At 43.3% G+C, this 17,784-nt stretch carries 25 protein-coding genes; 7 read left to right on the forward strand and 18 right to left on the reverse strand.

Going from position 1 to position 17,784, the window contains the following annotated elements; all coding sequences use genetic code 11:
• Nucleotides 1-159 precede the first annotated feature (159 nt).
• The 4 genes from AABS66_RS14525 to AABS66_RS14540 all read right to left on the reverse strand — a co-directional run bounded on the left by AABS66_RS14525 (nt 160) and on the right by AABS66_RS14540 (nt 2,430).
• Complete coding sequence (locus tag AABS66_RS14525) at nt 160-912, reverse strand: M48 family metalloprotease (protein WP_047756827.1); 753 nt, start codon at nt 910-912, stop codon at nt 160-162.
• A 227-nt stretch (nt 913-1,139) separates the two neighbouring features.
• Nucleotides 1,140-1,721 carry a HutD/Ves family protein gene (locus AABS66_RS14530; protein WP_206085938.1) on the reverse strand — a complete coding sequence of 194 codons (582 nt, stop codon included), beginning with the start codon at nt 1,719-1,721 and terminating at the stop codon, nt 1,140-1,142.
• An 80-nt stretch (nt 1,722-1,801) separates the two neighbouring features.
• A complete protein-coding gene (locus AABS66_RS14535; RefSeq protein ID WP_206085937.1) occupies nt 1,802-2,086 on the reverse strand; it encodes an addiction module antidote protein in 285 nt (94 codons plus the stop codon).
• Nucleotides 2,077-2,430, reverse strand: coding sequence for a type II toxin-antitoxin system RelE/ParE family toxin (locus AABS66_RS14540; protein WP_430225072.1), 354 nt, complete (start codon nt 2,428-2,430; stop codon nt 2,077-2,079). Before AABS66_RS14540 ends, AABS66_RS14535 begins: the two co-directional genes overlap by 10 nt.
• A gap of 279 nt (nt 2,431-2,709) precedes the next feature.
• On the opposite strand from AABS66_RS14540, the gene AABS66_RS14545 reads away from it, so the two are divergent.
• The gene (locus tag AABS66_RS14545; RefSeq protein ID WP_430225073.1) at nt 2,710-3,240 is read left to right on the forward strand and encodes a hypothetical protein; all 531 of its coding nucleotides are present in this window, start codon (nt 2,710-2,712) and stop codon (nt 3,238-3,240) included.
• Nucleotides 3,241-3,274: 34 nt separating this feature from the next.
• Here the strand turns inward: AABS66_RS14545 and AABS66_RS14550 are convergent, their stop codons facing one another.
• Together AABS66_RS14550 and AABS66_RS14555 are read right to left on the reverse strand one after the other, a co-directional pair.
• On the reverse strand, nt 3,275-3,526 hold the full coding sequence (locus AABS66_RS14550; RefSeq protein ID WP_112860265.1) for an ogr/Delta-like zinc finger family protein: 252 nt from the start codon (nt 3,524-3,526) through the stop codon (nt 3,275-3,277).
• 50 nt (nt 3,527-3,576) lie between these two features.
• Nucleotides 3,577-4,701 (reverse strand): phage late control D family protein, encoded by a 1,125-nt coding sequence (locus AABS66_RS14555; protein ID WP_430225074.1) that lies wholly within the window; start codon nt 4,699-4,701, stop codon nt 3,577-3,579.
• Nucleotides 4,702-4,856: 155 nt separating this feature from the next.
• Here AABS66_RS14555 and AABS66_RS14560 point away from each other — a divergent pair, with 155 nt between their 5' ends.
• From AABS66_RS14560 to AABS66_RS14585, 6 genes are read left to right on the forward strand one after another with little or no spacing between them, the layout of a single operon-like run.
• Complete coding sequence (locus AABS66_RS14560) at nt 4,857-6,044, forward strand: phage tail sheath subtilisin-like domain-containing protein (RefSeq protein ID WP_206085928.1); 1,188 nt, start codon at nt 4,857-4,859, stop codon at nt 6,042-6,044.
• A 3-nt stretch (nt 6,045-6,047) separates the two neighbouring features.
• Nucleotides 6,048-6,560: a phage major tail tube protein gene (locus tag AABS66_RS14565; RefSeq protein ID WP_210848729.1), complete on the forward strand. Its 513-nt coding sequence runs from the start codon at nt 6,048-6,050 to the stop codon at nt 6,558-6,560.
• A gap of 54 nt (nt 6,561-6,614) precedes the next feature.
• On the forward strand, nt 6,615-6,914 hold the full coding sequence (locus tag AABS66_RS14570; protein WP_222960034.1) for a phage tail assembly protein: 300 nt from the start codon (nt 6,615-6,617) through the stop codon (nt 6,912-6,914).
• Nucleotides 6,915-6,958: 44 nt separating this feature from the next.
• The gene (locus AABS66_RS14575) at nt 6,959-7,066 is read left to right on the forward strand and encodes a GpE family phage tail protein (protein ID WP_264967369.1); all 108 of its coding nucleotides are present in this window, start codon (nt 6,959-6,961) and stop codon (nt 7,064-7,066) included.
• Entirely contained in the window at nt 7,063-9,879 is a 2,817-nt protein-coding gene (locus tag AABS66_RS14580) for a phage tail tape measure protein (RefSeq protein WP_430225075.1), read from the forward strand. Before AABS66_RS14575 ends, AABS66_RS14580 begins: the two co-directional genes overlap by 4 nt.
• A gap of 5 nt (nt 9,880-9,884) precedes the next feature.
• The gene (locus AABS66_RS14585; protein ID WP_165880252.1) at nt 9,885-10,313 is read left to right on the forward strand and encodes a phage tail protein; all 429 of its coding nucleotides are present in this window, start codon (nt 9,885-9,887) and stop codon (nt 10,311-10,313) included.
• A gap of 34 nt (nt 10,314-10,347) precedes the next feature.
• On the opposite strand, the gene AABS66_RS14590 is transcribed toward AABS66_RS14585, so the two are convergent.
• The 12 genes from AABS66_RS14590 to AABS66_RS14645 all read right to left on the reverse strand — a co-directional run bounded on the left by AABS66_RS14590 (nt 10,348) and on the right by AABS66_RS14645 (nt 17,783).
• Nucleotides 10,348-10,992, reverse strand: coding sequence for a tail fiber assembly protein (locus AABS66_RS14590; protein WP_430225076.1), 645 nt, complete (start codon nt 10,990-10,992; stop codon nt 10,348-10,350).
• The gene (locus tag AABS66_RS14595; RefSeq protein ID WP_430225077.1) at nt 10,989-12,767 is read right to left on the reverse strand and encodes a phage tail protein; all 1,779 of its coding nucleotides are present in this window, start codon (nt 12,765-12,767) and stop codon (nt 10,989-10,991) included. The genes AABS66_RS14590 and AABS66_RS14595 overlap by 4 nt, the downstream gene beginning before the upstream one ends.
• Nucleotides 12,764-13,375 carry a phage tail protein I gene (locus AABS66_RS14600; protein WP_430225078.1) on the reverse strand — a complete coding sequence of 204 codons (612 nt, stop codon included), beginning with the start codon at nt 13,373-13,375 and terminating at the stop codon, nt 12,764-12,766. Before AABS66_RS14600 ends, AABS66_RS14595 begins: the two co-directional genes overlap by 4 nt.
• On the reverse strand, nt 13,368-14,276 hold the full coding sequence (locus AABS66_RS14605; protein WP_430225079.1) for a baseplate assembly protein: 909 nt from the start codon (nt 14,274-14,276) through the stop codon (nt 13,368-13,370). Before AABS66_RS14605 ends, AABS66_RS14600 begins: the two co-directional genes overlap by 8 nt.
• A 3-nt stretch (nt 14,277-14,279) precedes the next feature.
• On the reverse strand, nt 14,280-14,615 hold the full coding sequence (locus tag AABS66_RS14610) for a GPW/gp25 family protein (RefSeq protein WP_430225080.1): 336 nt from the start codon (nt 14,613-14,615) through the stop codon (nt 14,280-14,282).
• The gene (locus AABS66_RS14615; protein WP_430225081.1) at nt 14,615-15,244 is read right to left on the reverse strand and encodes a phage baseplate assembly protein V; all 630 of its coding nucleotides are present in this window, start codon (nt 15,242-15,244) and stop codon (nt 14,615-14,617) included. Before AABS66_RS14615 ends, AABS66_RS14610 begins: the two co-directional genes overlap by 1 nt.
• The gene (locus AABS66_RS14620) at nt 15,241-15,882 is read right to left on the reverse strand and encodes a phage virion morphogenesis protein (RefSeq protein ID WP_430225082.1); all 642 of its coding nucleotides are present in this window, start codon (nt 15,880-15,882) and stop codon (nt 15,241-15,243) included. Before AABS66_RS14620 ends, AABS66_RS14615 begins: the two co-directional genes overlap by 4 nt.
• A gap of 13 nt (nt 15,883-15,895) precedes the next feature.
• On the reverse strand, nt 15,896-16,306 hold the full coding sequence (locus tag AABS66_RS14625; RefSeq protein ID WP_430225083.1) for a phage tail protein: 411 nt from the start codon (nt 16,304-16,306) through the stop codon (nt 15,896-15,898).
• Nucleotides 16,306-16,461, reverse strand: a complete 156-nt coding sequence (locus AABS66_RS14630; RefSeq protein ID WP_430225084.1) for a hypothetical protein — start codon at nt 16,459-16,461, stop codon at nt 16,306-16,308. The genes AABS66_RS14625 and AABS66_RS14630 overlap by 1 nt, the downstream gene beginning before the upstream one ends.
• Nucleotides 16,458-16,862, reverse strand: a complete 405-nt coding sequence (locus AABS66_RS14635; protein WP_430225085.1) for a lysis system i-spanin subunit Rz — start codon at nt 16,860-16,862, stop codon at nt 16,458-16,460. Before AABS66_RS14635 ends, AABS66_RS14630 begins: the two co-directional genes overlap by 4 nt.
• 94 nt (nt 16,863-16,956) lie before the next feature.
• Nucleotides 16,957-17,502: a lysozyme gene (locus AABS66_RS14640; protein ID WP_430225086.1), complete on the reverse strand. Its 546-nt coding sequence runs from the start codon at nt 17,500-17,502 to the stop codon at nt 16,957-16,959.
• Nucleotides 17,502-17,783, reverse strand: a complete 282-nt coding sequence (locus AABS66_RS14645) for a hypothetical protein (protein ID WP_430225087.1) — start codon at nt 17,781-17,783, stop codon at nt 17,502-17,504. Before AABS66_RS14645 ends, AABS66_RS14640 begins: the two co-directional genes overlap by 1 nt.
• Nucleotide 17,784: the final 1 nt, after the last annotated feature.

Consider the following 17,784-nt stretch of genomic DNA (forward strand, 5'->3'; position numbering starts at 1 on the left):
AATATTATTTAATAGATAAGATAGTGAGTGATTTAAGGAAGTACAACGGGGGAAGTTCTGATTTCTAATTCTGAAATAAGAATATCTGCAAGAAATACATAATAGGTGCAACAATGCTTATTTACACTGTTACACCTTATTATCAAAAATAATTAATAATTATTTTTTATCAGCAGCGATACGGTCACGGATGTTTTGTGCGCGCTCACTTGAAGGTGGGTGAGAGTCAAACATGCTGGTCTCTTGGCTACCCATTTTTGCCAATTTTTCAAAACCAGTCACTAAACCGTCAGTTTTTACACCACGTTTTTTCAGTAAGTCATAAGAGAAGTTATCCGCTTCGCTTTCTTGGTGTTGAGAGAACTGGGAGTTGATCAGTTTTTCACCCAATGCAGCAACTTGTGATGCGCTCAGTTGTTCAACTACGCCGCCAGCTGATGCTGCCGCTGTACGCGCTGCAACTGCTGCATAAGCAACTTGCATTGCTTTACGAGTATGGCCTAATGCTACGTGACCCATTTCATGGCCCAGAACGCCTTCAACTTCGTTGTCGTTCATGACATCCATCAGGCCGCTGTATACACGCACACAACCATTCGCCATCGCCCATGCGTTTACATCGTTAGTCATGTAAACTTTATAGTTAACGGGTGTACCATCAACTTCGTTACCCAGAGCTTTAGCGATTTTGTCTAAACGTTTGGAATATTTGCTTGATGAAGGAGCAATTTTGTTCTGTGCGTCCATCTCTTTACAAGATTGATCGCTTAATTGCTTAACATCTGAATCACTCAGTGTTGCTGCTTGGAATAATTGCATTCCAGAGTTAGTCAACATCCCTTGGTCCATATTTTTACAGCCAGTTAAAATCACAGCAGAGACAGCAACGGCGACAAGCGCTTTCATTTTCATAGATCATTTTTCCTTTAAGAAATACCATTCTTATTTTTTTAGTGACGCTAAAGACTATAAATTTTGCGGAAAATAACAATAGGAATAAAGCCATAATTACAGGTTCTATGAATTTGATAACATTTTTACTAAAATAATTTAATCGACAGAGTAATATCCCAACCTAAAAAATAATTAATGCCAAAAATATTGGAAAAACATCCAAATAAATAGCATTAAGTCCCTAACTATTTAATAAACAACTCTATTATGCAGAAATCTTGTCCTGCAGATTGCTGGGTTGAAAATTGCAGTGGCTGGATATTGTTTCTCACTAACAACGTTTCAAAATGTTTTAACACAAACGGTTGCGAGTTTACGTCCAAGCTCATACTTGGCGCAGTACTGAAAATGAGAATTTGGGCTGCATCGCTAATCCAAGAACTACCCGATGCTGAATTTACCCACTGTAGGCGTGCTGAATATTTTGCAGGATTATAAATGAGATTAAAATCACGAATAGCGCCTTTAACTAATTCAGCATGCACATTGCTCTCCCCCTTGAAGGCAAAGAATTCTTTTTGCTGTAACGTCACTGGGCTCTGGTCATCCACAAGCAAAGTCATCCCATTCCCTTCCAGCACACCAATAATACGTTGGCGATTTAAAAAATGAGAAAAAGGCCCCGCAGCTTTCACATCCGCAATTGATACCCGCCAGTCAAAATCATCAAGCCCTTCACCATGGCTTCTCGCCACTTCCAACGTGACGCCTTGCCCATTTTTCCAAGGCATACTGCGATAATCCTGAGCTGTTAACACCTGAACCATAACGTTATCCTATTTTTTAGTAGAGAGGTAATAGCAAGATAATGAGATAAGAAGTTTTTATTTTAATAAATAACAGAGTATTAAATACTTTTAAATTGTAGCTTCAAACCAAGAGAGTTAACTATTTTTATGATTGTGGTGAATGTAGGATTACCTTGACCTGATAATGCTTTATATAAACCTTCACGGCTCATCCCTACCTCTTTAGCTAGTTGACTCATATTGCGAGCTTTTGCTATATCCCCGAGAGCCGATAATACTAAAGCAGGGTCACCTTCCTCCAAGATCTCATTAAGATACAATTGGATTTCTTCTTCGCTATTTAAATGCTCAGCAATATCATATTCTTTTAATTTTATGGCCATAATTCACCTTCAATTTGACTAAAAACCTGTTTGGCTTTGATGATATCTTTTTGCTGGGTTCCTTTACTCCTACCTGAGAGCAAAATGACCATAACGTTATTTTTCTGTTTTAAATAAACACGATACCCTTGCCCCTCATGTATCCTCAGCTCTGAAAAGCCATCACTAATTGGCTCAATATCGCCAAAATTTCCATTTTTTAGGCGCCGAATTCTCACTTGAATCTTTGTTTTCGCCCTTAAATCCTTGAGATCGCGTATCCAGTTGTCGAATAGATCTGTCGTTAATACTGTTGTCTCCTTGTCTTGATACCTGTATCTTAATCGCCCTCGACAAATTGTCAACTATAGTTAACACCCAACCTATTTAAACAAAAAAAAGCCCCTAAAAGGGGCTATAAAAGACAGGGATGGTGTTCATTATTGAATTGTAAATTATTGTTATATATTAATTTGTAATTCTCACCGTCCACGTTCCGTCCACATCGACCATTATTGACCACAAAGAGTAAAGCCGCAGAAATTTTTCTGGGGCTTTACTTTGTCTATTCATATAAGTTCAATAGGAAGTATTGCTTAAGGTAGACTTATAAAACTTCACATCAAAAATGGAACTTGAAAAATATGAATTTCACTCTAAAAATCGGATGTATACTACTGCCTTTTATTTCTACACCTCTTATGGCTGGTGAATGGTATGCCTCATATCATGAAGATGAAATGAGAGATACATCAACAAAAATTCTTATGCTTTCTTCCGAAAATAAACATGAATTTAGTTTCCCATATGCAGGGGGAACATCAATGACGTTAGTCCTTAGGTCTGCAAAAACAACATTACAAAAAGGACAAAAAGCGAGTGACCTAAAAGTATCTGAAGCTATAGTTTATGTCGATAAAGGTCAATTTATCTGTCAGGCATATGACCAATGCTATGTCTCGGTGAAATTCGATAGTAGCCCCATTGAAAAATACAGTGTATTGAAACCACAAGACCACAGCTCAGATTCATTTTTTATTAAAAATAGTAAAAAATTTATTAAACAAGCAGCTAATAGTAAAAAAGTAATCATTGAAGCCAGCTTTTACAATGAAAGCAATAAGCAGTTTAAGTTTGATTTAACTGACATGGATAAGGCTAAAGAGTCAGATTAAGAACAGCACACCCCTCATTCGAGGGGTTTTCTTTTCATATCAGCAACGAAAGTTGATTCTCGCCGTAATGGCTTTTCGGAAACGCATCACCAGGTAATTTAAAATCAGCCGGTAACGGTTGAGGGTTGGGTATCGTTAAATAGCGTTCGACACTTTGTAATGTCGTGAACGTACAGCCACATAAAACATTTTGACATTGATGATAACTGCGTTTTGTTTCTTCTGTTACTGGCTCACTGGTGCGAGTGTAAGATGCGGCGCCGCATTTTGGACAATTAAACGCCATTGTAAAGCCTTGGTTCTTGGGTTTGCCTAACCTAATTATAACACGTTATATCAATTGGCTGAATTATCACCGTCTACCATATTGTCATTATCAATTTTTAACTCTAATTCTAATTGCGTTTGAAACCCGTTATCACTGATTTGATGCACTACGCGAGAAATGATCCACCGGTGGCTATCAATAACCGTTTTAAAACCAACCACCGCCGCCGGCATTTCAGGGTATAAATCGGCTCGCCCTCTTGCTAGGGTAATGTTAAATTCTGCTGCTCCTCTTTGCAGCTTTAACCACTTCGCCGCTGCTGCGCGCTTTGCGGTTTCTTCGGTCTTATATGTCTGACGTAACACATAAACATTACCCTCAGCCCCCTCTAAATACTCGCCCTCTTTACTGCTGGATTTCGCCTTTTTCTCTTTTTTTGGCTTGGTCGTTTTTTTCTTTTTTCGCTTAACACTCGTTGCGGGCTTTTTACCAAAATTCAAATCTAACCAATTGGCTTTAACGCCTGTGTAGGCGTCACGGTCTGCCACTCGAAAGCTATGCTTGTCGCCCACATCACGCTTAATCACTACTTCGGGTATTGGCGTTCCGCTTTGTGTTAGCCCACGGTTAGGAATAATAAACAGTAAGTTACCATTTTTAATCGTTGCAATGGCCCCAACCATTTCAGCCATACGGGATAAAAAACTAATATCGCTCTCGTTTGTTTGGTCTGCGTGGTCGATTTCAATATCAATTAACTGTTTACTGACTGCAGGCGTTAAGTTGTAGCGCCCTGCGATTGCACTCACAACTTTACCGACATTGATATCATGCCAGCTATATTCGCGCTTAACGTTAAATTCTTGGCGAAAGTCTGCAGACCTGGCTGTGATGATCACCTGGTCAGGCGCCCCACTATGGCTGATTTCATCAACAGTAAAAATACCTTTGTGTATCAATGGCTCTCTTAGCCAACCAATTGCGATACTGACCTCAACACCGCGCGGCGGCAGTTCTATTTTTCCGTCAGTGTCATCAATGGTGATTTCCAGCGTGTCAGCTTCAAACCCGCGATTGTCGGTTATCGTCAGACCAATTAGCCGGTCATTCAAACTCAGTATTTGCTTACCACCTATCGTGATATCAAACGCCGGTTGTTTCACTAGCTCAGAATCAAAATATTGCTCAAACATAATCCTCTCCCCGTATGCCGACACTTTCCCACATCGCGCGCGCGAGTTGGTATAGCTTTTCCTTGTCGTGTGAATGTGACAAGTCAAACCGCATGATTTTACAGGTTTTTATTAAGACAATAGTGTGACTGATATTATTCTAGTGAGGCTCAATTATGACTTATCATCACGGCGTGGAAGTCAAAGAGACAACAAAACTCACCACATTAATTCGTGACTTAAACACCTCAACCATTGGTGTTGTCTGTACGGGTGATGATGCGGATGAAAGCTTGTTTCCTCTCGATACGCCCGTATTAATTACGCGTATTAATAATGTGTTAGGTAAAGCAGGTAAAACCGGCACATTGTATAAAACGCTCAAAGCGATTTCTGACCAGTGCAGCCCTAAAGTGGTTGTTATTCGTGTTGCCGATGCTGCCAATGTGAAGCCCGAAAATGGCGAAACAAAAACACAAGACCAACTTGTGATTGGCGGCAATGGTGCAGACGGACGTTACACCGGTATGTATGCCTGGTTAACTGCAAAAGCAAAAGTGGATGAACAGCCACGCATTCTTATTGCACCTTGGCTAGATACAAAACCCGTAGCGCTGCAAATGGCTATCTTTGCCGAAAAACTTAAAGCGTTTGCTTATGTTTCGGCAAATGGCTGCGTCACCATTTCAGAGGCGAAAGAATACCGCAAAGACTTTAGTCAGCGTGAAGTGATGGTGATTTACCCTGATTACTTAGGGTTCAACACTGAAACGGGTAAAAATGAAGTCATTGCAGCGCCGGCTATTGCTGCTGGCCTACGTGCCCGTATTGATGATGAGCAGGGTTGGCATAAATCACTATCAAACGTGCCGGTTAATGGCGTTCTCGGCATCTCTGCTGATGTTTACTGGTCATTGCAAGACAAAGACACTGACTCAAACGACCTTAACGAAAAAGGCATCACCACCTTAATTAAGTACCAAGGTTATCGTTTTTGGGGCAACCGTACGTGCGATGAAGATATTTATGTTTTTGAAGTGTATACCCGCACGGCGCAAATCTTAGCTGAAATGATCGCAGAGGCGCATTTTGCCTATGTTGATAAGCCACTCACTCCATCATTGATAAAAGATGTGATTGACGGCATTCAAAAGAAAGGGGATCAACTGGTTACACAAGGTCGCCTACTTGGTTTTAATTGCTGGTATGACCCATCGGCAAACCCAACAACCCAATTACGTGATGGTCACGCCATCATTAAATATAAATACACGCCAGTACCACCGCTTGAGCGTCTTGGATTAGAGCAGACCTTCACCGATGAGTATTTCGCCGTATTCGACCAATTAGGCTCAGGAGCGTAACACATGGGAATGCCTAAAAAACTCTATATGTTTGACCTTTTCATTAATGGTCAAACCTACCTTGGACAAGTAGAAGAGGTCACGCCCCCGAAACTTACGTTAAAAACGGAAGATTACCAAGGTGGGGGAATGCTCGGCGCCGTTGCACCGCAATTCGGCTTTGAAGCGGGCGCGTTAGATATGGATATCACGATGGGCGGTTTAAATATTGAACTTATCAAAGATTGGGGCGGCACGATTGACGGTACACAGTTCCGTTTCGCTGGCTCTTACTACGATGATTCAACGGGTGAAACCACGGCCTATGAGCTTCAAACCCGCGGACGCTTCAACGAACTTGACCAGGGAACCGCAAAAGCCGGTGATAACACTCAGCATAAATACACTCTGAAAAACACCTACTGCAAGATCACTGCAGATGGTGAAACGCTTATTGAGATTGATTTGCTCAATATGAAATGGATTGTTGGCGGTACAGATCGCCTTGCCGAGCACCGCGCCAATATTGGTCACTGATTTCTGATAGCGTCATGCGTGGCGCTAATACCTTTTTTTGTTGGAGAATAAATAATGTCTATTGTTAAATTTAATACCCCTGTAAAAATCCAAGGTGGACGTGAAATTACAGAAGTCACGATCACTGACACAATGCGCCAAGCGGGTGCATTGCGTGGTTTAAAATTGTGGGAAGTTGCAACCGGTGATGTTAATTCACTGATCACGCTGTTACCTCGCGTCACTCAACCTCGCCTCACGGAACAAGATATTGCCTCAATGCCTATTGATTGTTTTGCTCAGTTAGCCAATGAGGTCGCCACTTTTTTAGCGCCGAGTGCCCCACTCGAAGAGACGGACGCACAGGAAAACTAATCCCCGAAATACCCGCAATCGATATTGATGACATCATCGCCGATATTGCGATGGTGTTTCACTGGCCTCCGGCTTCTTTTGATGAAATGACAATTTCAGAATTGATAAAGTGGCATAGGCTCGCGGCGGCTCGCATAGGACAAAACGAATGACAGATCGCAATCTCAACATTCGGGTATCTCTCAGCGCCGTAAATCGTCTTACATCACCGGTTAGTGCTGCACAACGCAGTGCTGCCGGTTTTGCTTCTCAAATCAGGGCCACACAAAACAGTATTCGAAACCTGGCAGGCCAAGCGAGCACATTTGACCAGCTCTCACAGTCTGTTAAACGTAATAACACGGCGTATGAAGAAGCAAAAACGAAAGTTAAGGCACTACGTGATAGTTACCCCGCATTAAACCAACGCACCGAAGAACAAAAACGCGCACTCGATCAAGCGAGGCTCGCCCGTGACCGTCTAGGCCGATCACTGGATAGTGAAAAAAGAAAGTTACAAGCAACTGCAGCACAGCTATACCGACACGGTATTTCTATTCGCAATAGCGATAACGCTACCGCCCAAATCACTAGACGAACAGAAGCATATAACCGACAACTTGACATGCAGCGGCAACGGCTTACGGCGGTGACTCGCGCACAATCTCAATATCAAAAAGCCAAAGAAACCCGTAATAAGTTAGCAATGGGCGGTGCAACTGCGGTTGCTACCGGTGGCGGGGCACTTTATGCAGCCTCGCGCGTCATGGCACCTGGTCGTGATTTTGACGAGGGTATGTCAGGTGTTCAAGCCCTCACCCGACTAGATAAAAATTCGCCTCAACTGGCGATGCTACGCCAACAAGCGCGTGAACTTGGCGCAAGTACAGCTTATACATCAACGGATGTTGCCTCCGGTCAAAAGTTTCTAGCAATGGCAGGTTTTACCCCCGAGGCCATTAAATCCGCTTTGCCTGGTGTTTTAAATATGGGTTTAGCCGGTGATATGGATCTCGGCGAAGCCTCAGACATTGGCTCTAACGTTCTAACACAGTTCAAGCTTGATGCTGACCAAATGAACCGTGTATCAGATGTCCTTACCGCCACATTCACCCGAAGCAATACCGACTTACGAATGCTCGGCGAAACGATGACGTATGCTGGCCCCGTTGCTGCGCAACTTGGCGTTAGCCTTGAAAGCATGGCAGCAATGGCTGGCACAATGGCAGATAACGGTATTCGTGGCTCTATGGCGGGTACATCCATGCGAGCGGGCTTATCTCGACTCGTAGCCCCATTAGGCAAAGGGCAAGCCGCTATGAGTGCCCTAGGCGTTTCTGTAAAGGATGCCAACGGTAAATTACGTGATACCGGCGATATTTTAAAAGATGTGGGTAAGGCGCTGCGGAAATATGACCAAGCTAGCCAGATCCGCATTAAAAAAGACATTTTCGGTGAAGAGGCTATGGTGGGTATGGGCGCCGTCATTGATGCCACTCTCAGCGGGCGATATGACGAACTTCTCAAAGCCAACCAAGGCGCACTTGGTGAAGCCGATAAAAATGCAAAAATAAAAATTGATAACTTAAAAGGTGACTTGAAACAACTGGAATCAGCCTGGGAAGATCTCGGCATTCAAATGCAAGAAAGTGTTGATTCCCCGCTACGTAGCTTGACACAAGGCATAACCAACGCTGTCTCCAGTATTGGCAAGTGGATGCAAGCCCACCCGCAATTAACTTCTATGTTGATAAAAGCAGGGTTACTCATTGCTGGCCTGACTGCAGCATTAGGAACATTGGCAATTGGCGCCGCCGCAGTGATGCTTCCATTTGCTGCCTTGCGTTTAAGCCTCACACTCTTAACTGGAGGGCAAGGCCTATTAGGTGCTCAAGGTGCATTCTCTAATTTCTTCAATGTGATAAAAATCGGTAGCTCTATTGCTCGTGTTGCATTAACAACAATGTTTGGCCCAATTGGCTTAGTTGTTACCGCCCTAGTCATTGCTGCACTCACTATTTATAAGTATTGGGATCACATCAAGGCTTTCTTTAGTGGTTTCTTTGATGGGCTTATGATTGGCCTTGCCCCAATAAGAGAGGCATTTAGTGGTGCATTTTCTGCCGTTGCCCCTCTTTTCGATGCAATTTGGAACGCTATTAAAAAAGCGTGGCAATGGTTAACTGAATTATTTGCACCTATTAAAGCCTCCGATGAAGCACTAAAAGGTTGTACCGAGGCGGGCAAAACCTTTGGTGAAGTTGTTGGTTTCGCCATTTCTGCATTGATGACGCCGATAACGATGGTTGCCAAAGGGATTAACTGGATACTTGAAGCGCTAGGCATGGCGCCGCAGGTTGCCAGTGATACGGTAAATAAGATTAATAAAATGAAGCCTGTTGAACTGACAGCGGAAACTAAAGCTGTCATGGATTCGTTTAGCTCTCCGCTGCAGGGTATTGCCGCCGTTATCAAAGCAGGAAACCAGGAGCAAACCAAAACAAGTAAAGAAACGGCGAAACACAATGAGAATGTCGAAAACGGCAATATCACACCACCAAAAGTTAAGACCCCTGATTTTGGTACAAAAGTTTATGACCCTGGCGAAGCCAAAAACAAAGGTTCTAGTGGTGGCGGTATCTCCACACCCGATAAAGAAGTGCGGGACCCAAATAAACTGGGTGAAATTGTTTTTAAAAACTTCCCAGCTATTAAAGCGGTCGATGGACTTTACCAAGACCCAACCGTGCGCGGAGTATCAGTACCTAATGTGCTCGCAGCTTCTGACGTTGCGCCGGCTAAAATGGAAATGCAGCGCCCTGTTAAGCAAGATATTAAGCAGGATGGGGACAAATACGAATTTCATTTTCACGGTGTTGATATGAAAGATGCCAAAAGTATCGCCTCCATTGTTCGCCAGGAACTGGAAAAACTTAAACGTGAAACGGATACGCGCCGGCGTTCTCTGTTAACCGATATAGGATAATCATTATGATGATGATTTTTGGTATGTTTGTTTTTATGTTGGAAACCATACCGTATCAAAACTTACAACGTTCAATGAATTGGCGCTATGCCAAAAATGACCTTATTGGTCGTTCGGCATCTTATCAATACATTGGCGCCGGTGAAGATAAGATCACATTAACCGGTGTACTGGTTCCCGAAGTGACCGGCGGTGATATTTCCCTGGAACTATTACGCACATCCGCTTATCGCGGGCGCCCTTATCCACTGATTGAGGGCACAGGCTTAATTTATGGTATGTATGTCATGGATAGCATGAGCGAGGGCAGAACGTTATTTTTTGGTGACGGTAAAGCCAAGCGAATCGAATTTACGATTACGTTGACCAGGGTAAATGAAGATTCAAGAGAGAAGTTAGCCGGTATGGATTTAAACGATATACTTTCACTTTAGTTTATAAATAGTTAAGGGGCGAGAGCCCCTTTTTTTATGCAGGTTTTACAGGCCAATCAATGTCGGGTGCGAGTGAAGTATCGATACGGTTAAGTAAGACTCGATATGTTTTCCATTCGGTTAATTGTGCTTTTTCTTCACCTGTTGCCATACCAAGGTCAACCGCATCTTGCAGAGGTGCAATCGCATTATTCGCCTCTATTAAAAGTGATTGCTTTTTCTGTTCAGCTTCTGCAATTAACTGCTCTTTAGATACTGGAGGATTCAAATACGCATCAACTTCTTTTGCTGTCATTTTTTTCATTACACTGATATTTTCACGCACTTCAAAAAATACAGGCAAAATAGCGTCATATTCCATTTTCAAAGGTTGATATTCAGACTCAATTGGAGCGAATATTGCCATTGCCTGATTATAAACCTCGGTCGTTTTATCGATGTTATTTGTTAATTCTAAAATAACAACCTCAGACTCTTCATTCTCTACAGCATTATTGAGTTGGTTTTTCAATTGCTCAAGCGTATTCGATGCCTCATAGACATTATTACGGGCGGCGATGTACTGTGGCTCAATACCTTGAATGAGCAGTTCTAACTCGCCCATTCTAGCGACTGTAGCAAGCTGCTCATCATCATACGCATAGACTTGCCCCTCTTTTTTATCTCTGTAGTAATTCATGATAATTCACTCCATGCAGTAATAATCGCAGTGCTTTCAACAAAGTATTTACTTCCCGCAGGCACAATGAATGATATACCGCGATTAATGGAATATATTTTAATCCCCCCCAGCGTTGCCACCGTAACATTATCTACAGTGATTTTCGCTGAGCCATCCCCCTCCGCTTGACCTGTTAATGCAACGAAAATTGGTTTTTTCGTCGTGTTTGTGTAAGACACACCAACATTACGGGCACTCGTCACATTTTTCCATGATTGATTAATACCCATAGTTTGTTCAACAAGTGCAATTGTTCCACCTTGATAGGGAACCTCTACAGTACCGCCATAGGTGTTATTGATACGCTTTCTAAAGCCAAAAGCGCCACCCCAAGTGACTAACCCCAACAAGTCACTGCCTGCACCATCACTTGTGACATAAAACGCAGAGTTAACAGCCATGGAGCCTTTAATTACTTGCTCACTCGTCGTCGTTTTATCAACATAATCACCTTTAGGTTGATAATTACCTTTTGGCTGAAACTTATTGTCGGCCTGTGGGATGCTATATACGTTTAATTCCGCTGGCGTTGGAGAATTTAATTTTGTGTAATCTTCATCCCACTTTTCGGCCCATGTTTTTGTAGAGCCGTTATACCGTCGAGTAAACGTTTTTAAACTATGCCACGTTGTGTACACCTGTTTTACACTTGAACTACCCGTTCTAACCACCTCTAGTGAACCCGCTTCACTCATCGGATAATTTTTAGCATTTTCGCCCTGATTACCTGATGCCTGATAAAACAAACCTGCATTTGTGTAATCATTTAAATCCGCATTTAATGGAATACTAACGGCCTGATTAAAAACATCATCGGGTGTAATCGTGATATCTTCCCCTTGACCATAAAAGATATGGCCCGCGATTCGACTGGGTTTTTCAAGTTTCTTCGCTGATGTTGCGGGGTTTTCTATCCGCAAATAAACGCTATCTAACCCCAAATCATTATGTGTTGGCTTATTTTGGGTTGTATAAGTTTCTTCCCAGCCATACCATTTTCTTGCCCCCCCATCATAACGACGGGTAAATGTTTTGAAACTTATCCATGCGGTATATACCTGTTTAACGCTAGTGTTCCCTGTTTTAACAACTTCAAGTGATCCCGCTTCATCTATCGGGTAGTTTTTGGCATTAGTACCAACTTTGCCTCTAGGTTGAAAATATAACCCTGCAATTAGATAGTCATTTAAATCCATATCTACAGGTATTTCCAATGCACTTCTATAGATAACTTGCGAATTAATTGATTGTATTTTTAAATCAACCGCACTAATTAAATTATCAACATATTCCCGCGTCGCCAGTACGACCGATGGGTCAATTTTTAATGTGACCGATTCCGTGTGACTGACAATCAATACCATTCTGATAGATTGCGTACGACCTGACCCCTCGGCAAGCTGTGGCTTATACGTTTCAGGGCAATTCGCTACTGCAATTAAATTACCGGCTTTATCAAATAAGCCAATCTCCCGTATCCACCAACCACCCTCAGATTCAGGGATAATTTGTTCCGCAACAATTTGATTTTTATTATTATCATCAATGAATAATGTATTAATCGCCGCTCGGCGCTTTTCGGCAATCAGCCTTGTTTGATTGGTGTCAGGAGTTGGTAATTTACCGCCACCATCACCCACTGCCATTTGAGTCAATTCAATCTTTGTACCAAGTGCGGTTGCCTGGGCGAGCAGGTTTTCACCCAACTTAGTCAGTAATGCAAAATATTTCATAATGGGTTAATCCTCATTTCGTCAATCAGGTGTACTGCAGCACCTTGAACATCAAGGCCAGAAACAGAAATCAAAGGTGGTGTATAGGCATAAACAGTGAGTGAGTCACCGGTATAGCTAGAAGCTGCACAAAAAAACTTACCGCGTGTTTCAAGTTGAATCGTTAACCCAACAAGGTGACGGCTCACGGGTTTAGCATCAAAAATAAGCGCTTCTAACTCTTGATACATTTTCTCGGTAATACCGGTTTCAAGTACCCCGATATCAAGGCGAAAAGTGCCTGGTGTTTCGTTGGTTTTCCACCATTCAACAACACGAATTAAATAGCCCAATGGCTCAACCACACGGCGTAATGCCCCTATCGTGCCTTTATGTTTATGAATAAACATCGCGGATTTAATCGCATCCCGCTTGGCTTTTTCAGTCCAGTTTTTATCCCAACGGTCAACACTGAACGCCCAAGCTAAATAGGGAAGTAAATGTACAGGGCATAAATCGGGATTCCATAATTCACGAATAGGTACAGGGACTTTCTCAATTTGAGCGCAAGCCTCAGCCGCTGCAATTTCTAGCTTTGATGAACCAACGGGTAACAATTGGCTACTCATCGGAACCACCTAACATCACATTAATATTGGTGCAGTAACTGGCCTGCGTTTTATCCAATTTAATATCGGCGGCAGGTTTCTTAATTTCAACCCGCTGAACACCTTGAACGTGCAAGGCTGCATAAATAGCACTCAGTACAATGTCACGGCCTAACCGGTGTTGTTGTGTGGTATAGCGCTTTAATTGCGCCTCTGCCGCTTCGGTGATGGGTTCATATTCAGGCGCCGGATAGCAATAAATCACTGCCTCAATTTCGTAATTCACTATTGTTGCCGATTGAACGGTCACACGGTCAGCCACTGGCCTAACATCTTCATCGTTTAAAGCCACATTCACTTTTTCAATCAAATCAACCGGTGCGGTGCCGTTCCCCTCACGAGATAACACCGTAACAGTGACATAAGCCGGCTTTGGGCTAATCACGGATGCATCGGCGATACGACCATCAGCGCTACGGGCATGATATTCATAACTGCCAATAGGGCCAGCGACACTTAACGCTTCAAATGCACCAGGTATACGCACACGGAGATCAGAATCGGATTCATACACTGGCGCGATAGGTGGAATAGCAGTTTCATCACCGGCAAATAGTACCAAGCGCTTAACACCATTATTTGCTGCCAATTGGTCAAGGTCTGCCCCTGTTGCAAAGGCTACCATTGAAGCCCTTGCCGCTTCATTCACACGTTGCCGTAAAAGTAACTCACGGTAACAGTTAACTTGTAATAGCTTAACTAGCGGCTCAGACTCTAATTCTAATGTTCGTGCAATAGCGGCTCGCTGTTCTTCTGGCGTGGCTTCAATCAATGCCGCCTTGTGCTCTGCAAATAAAATCTCAAAATCAAGCGATTCCACAACATCCGGCGGCGGTAATAAACTTAAGTCAATAGTTGGCATGGCTTACCTCACGGGGATTGTTGTTGCTAAAGGTTGACCGTCATTTTTCATGCACTGCAGGTAAAGCGTTGTAACGCCCTCATCATTTTGTTTCACTTCAATTTTTTGCAAACTTACACGAGGTTCCCAACGTAATAACGCCATATAGCAGGCACTCATTATTTTTAATCGCAGCGGCTTGTTATCTGCTTGGTCAATCAATTCCATCAAAAACGAACCATATTCACGGCGCATCACTCGCGAACCAATTGGAGTAATCAAAATGTCATTAATGCTTTGGCGAATATGCGCATCATCATTAATTCGTCGCCCTGTATTTCTATCAAATCCGCTATACATTATTTTGGCCCATCCGTTCTACTACCGCCGCTTTGCACACCGCCGTGATCGTGGTCATCAATAACAACACCGTTAGAGGAAAACGCACCGCCTGTATGGGTAATATTTCCGCTCATTTCTCCACCTTTTGTCACATTCAACGTGGCGCACGTGAGGTTATCCGAACATATAACAGTTGGCGTTTTGAAATTAATCTGACTGCTCGCATTAACCGTGACGGTTGGCGCCGTTGCGTCAATGGCATCACTGGCATTAACAACGGCTTGTTTAATACCGGTCACTGATAATTGCCCCGTAGCTGGCTCATATTCAATCACGGCCCCATCACTAAACGTCTTGTGCATTGCCTCTGCTGAATGGCTTGGCGCATCATGAGTAAAGCTATACAACGAGCACAAAATAAATGCGGTGCTTAGTTCACCACCAATCGCACCAATCAACACTTGCTCGCCAACACTTGGCGCCCACCAAGAACGACCCGCACCGGCTCGGTCTGCACCAAACATGATCCAATCGGTGAGATTTTCACCCGTTCTCACGCGACACACTTTTTTCTCCAGGTCGATTTCTTCAACAATACCAACCCGCAAAATATTTGAAATTAGGCGCTCAAGTTCAGTAATACTCATTTTGCACTCATTAGATCGTGGTAAATGATTTCCAGTAATCCAATTCGTTCATGAGGTGATAGCCCCAATAACTCACGTTGTGGATACTGTGTTTTTGCCAGTTCGTTAATCGTTCCGTTAAGCCCGTATTGGTGCTGCCTTGCAATCGCTGCAGCACGACCTTGAAAACCGACAACGGCAGCGGCTGGCGTTGATTGCATCCGTAGAAATCTGGCGGTGCGTAACCGTTGAAACATGGGATCAGGTCGCTTAGTGCTACGCCGTGTTTCTGATAAATTAATCGCTAAAAATCGGTCAATATCACTACGGTAGAATGACCTTAGCGCGCCGCGCTCCTCATCAAATCCTGTTATCATCCGACCATTACGACCTTTCGTACTGCGCCAGCTACGTAACCGGCGAACCTCGCCTTTATACAAAAATTCAACACTTTGCTTTGACCGAAGCACTTTTGTTTTTCGTGCCTGGTACGCTGACCCGTCAGGATTTTTTTGGCTACGAATACGTTTTTGTTGATCTGTTCTAATCGCTTTTGCCAGCCTGGCAGATAATCGGCGACGATAAGCGGGGCTTGTTGTTGAAAGCAACCGTGATAATTCATCATCTAGCTGTGCAAGCAGTGAATTTTCATTACTCACGATTTACCCCACGTTATTTAGGTTGAAATTTCGGTTCCGGTAAGTGCGTGATCACATCTTCACCGCTGGAACTGTCAACGGTGACACGTTCAGTCACTTGCAAAACAATCAAAATGTCGGCGGTATCGTTATCTAAAATATCTGCATCAAAACGAATGCCAGCTTCACGTTTATCTGGGTTGAATATTAAATCAGGCTGCTGTTCACGAACCCACTTCATCACCGGTAACGTTAAGTTATCCAAGGGGTTCGGGTAGTCCATTGCCAATACATTCAATTTGTAGCGATACAAAAATGAATTGCTCGCTGTTCCAGTGGCAATGACTTGCCCCTCAGTCACATAGACTTCAAGTGCTTCGACACTTTGCTGAAAAAAGAGATCGCTTTTTGCGATAAACTCCCTTAATAATTTCGGCTTTAACATCACTGCCCCCTATAATGTTCAATGGCACGAACACAACGTTTTTCAAGGCTTGGCTTATCCACTTTGCAACTGTTATCGATGGAAATGAAAAAGCTAAATCCCCAAAAAATGCACAAATATAAAATGATGCCGATTGCACAAAGTGCTTTTTTCATGGTGTTAACCTGCATTGCTTTTCAAGCTTTATCGCCCTGGCTTGCCAATAATCTAGTTTGGCTTGGTCACTGATAATGCCGGCTCGGATATCGTAAATAAGCTGTCCAGCTTCTGCAGAGAATCGGATTTCGGTTCCATCGTCCACGCTGCCGCTGCTGGTATTTCGACTTGCTGACAACTTACAGGTAGCAAGGTCGGCTTTGGCGAACCGCAACCGCTTATCACCATTAGCCAGGGAACGACGAAGACGATCATTTTCATTAAGTTCATGCTTAAGTTTTCCTGAATATTCCGCATCTAATTCAGCGGCGGCACGTTGTGCTAACTTCATACGCTCAATCACGGCATCACTGTGCATCTTCGCCTCAAGGGCTATCGCGGTGATGGTTGTTTCATGCATTGCCGTTTGTACCGCTATCTTCTTGTCGTAGTGCCATTTGCCTACGATCACCAACAAGGCCAGCCCAATAATGAGGTACGTTGAAAGACCACTTTTATTCATCATCAAGCCCCCAACACGCTAACGCTGATTCTTGCTCACGGCGTAGCACCTGCCCGTAACACCCGTTTTTCTGCCCTTTTGTTTGACGACAATCCTTGCCACCATCAAAAATCCAACGTTTGATTTCTTGGCAAGCCCCTTTTTTATCGCCGCTATTGAGCTTTTTATAAAATGTCGAAGTAAAGCATTTACCAGGGCCGATATTGTAGGGGCAAAAACTGGCAATACCGGCAACCTGTGCATCTGTTAAGGGGACTTTGATATTACGTAGCACCCAGTTAACCGCCTTTTCAGCTTCAATACGGTTAACCTTGGCGCACTGTTCATCGGTCATCGTCATGCCTTTTTGTACGGGCTTACCCTCTATTCGTGCAACACCTCGGCATATTGTCCAGATACCGCCCGCATCTTGGTAAGACGTCAGCAAATTCCCTTCTTTTTCATCAAGGAATTGGTCAAGGATTGCTGTTGCACCAGCTCCACCTAATAACAAGCCAATCATGGCTTTACTGAATAAGTTCACGTTATTTTGTCGCATTACAAATCCTGTTTAGGTGCGGTAATAAAGTCTTTCACTGACTCGGAGGCATTACCTAATTCACTTTGTGTTTTTAAGGTGTTCACATAATCGGCCCATATTTCCGTCCTTTTTTGCTGTGAACGGCGATTAAGCAAATAATTCAGAACACCCAAAACAACACTGACAATAAGCCCAAATAGAAAGCCAACTTCATAAAGTGTAAAACCAGAAAAGAACGCGCCAACGGTGGCAAAAAAATAAGTAAGCTTGCTGTGAAGTTCGCTGTAAAGTTCGTCCATC

It is taken from the genome of Providencia sp. SP181 (assembly GCF_050446505.1).
GTDB classification, from domain to species: Bacteria; Pseudomonadota; Gammaproteobacteria; order Enterobacterales; family Enterobacteriaceae; genus Providencia; species Providencia vermicola.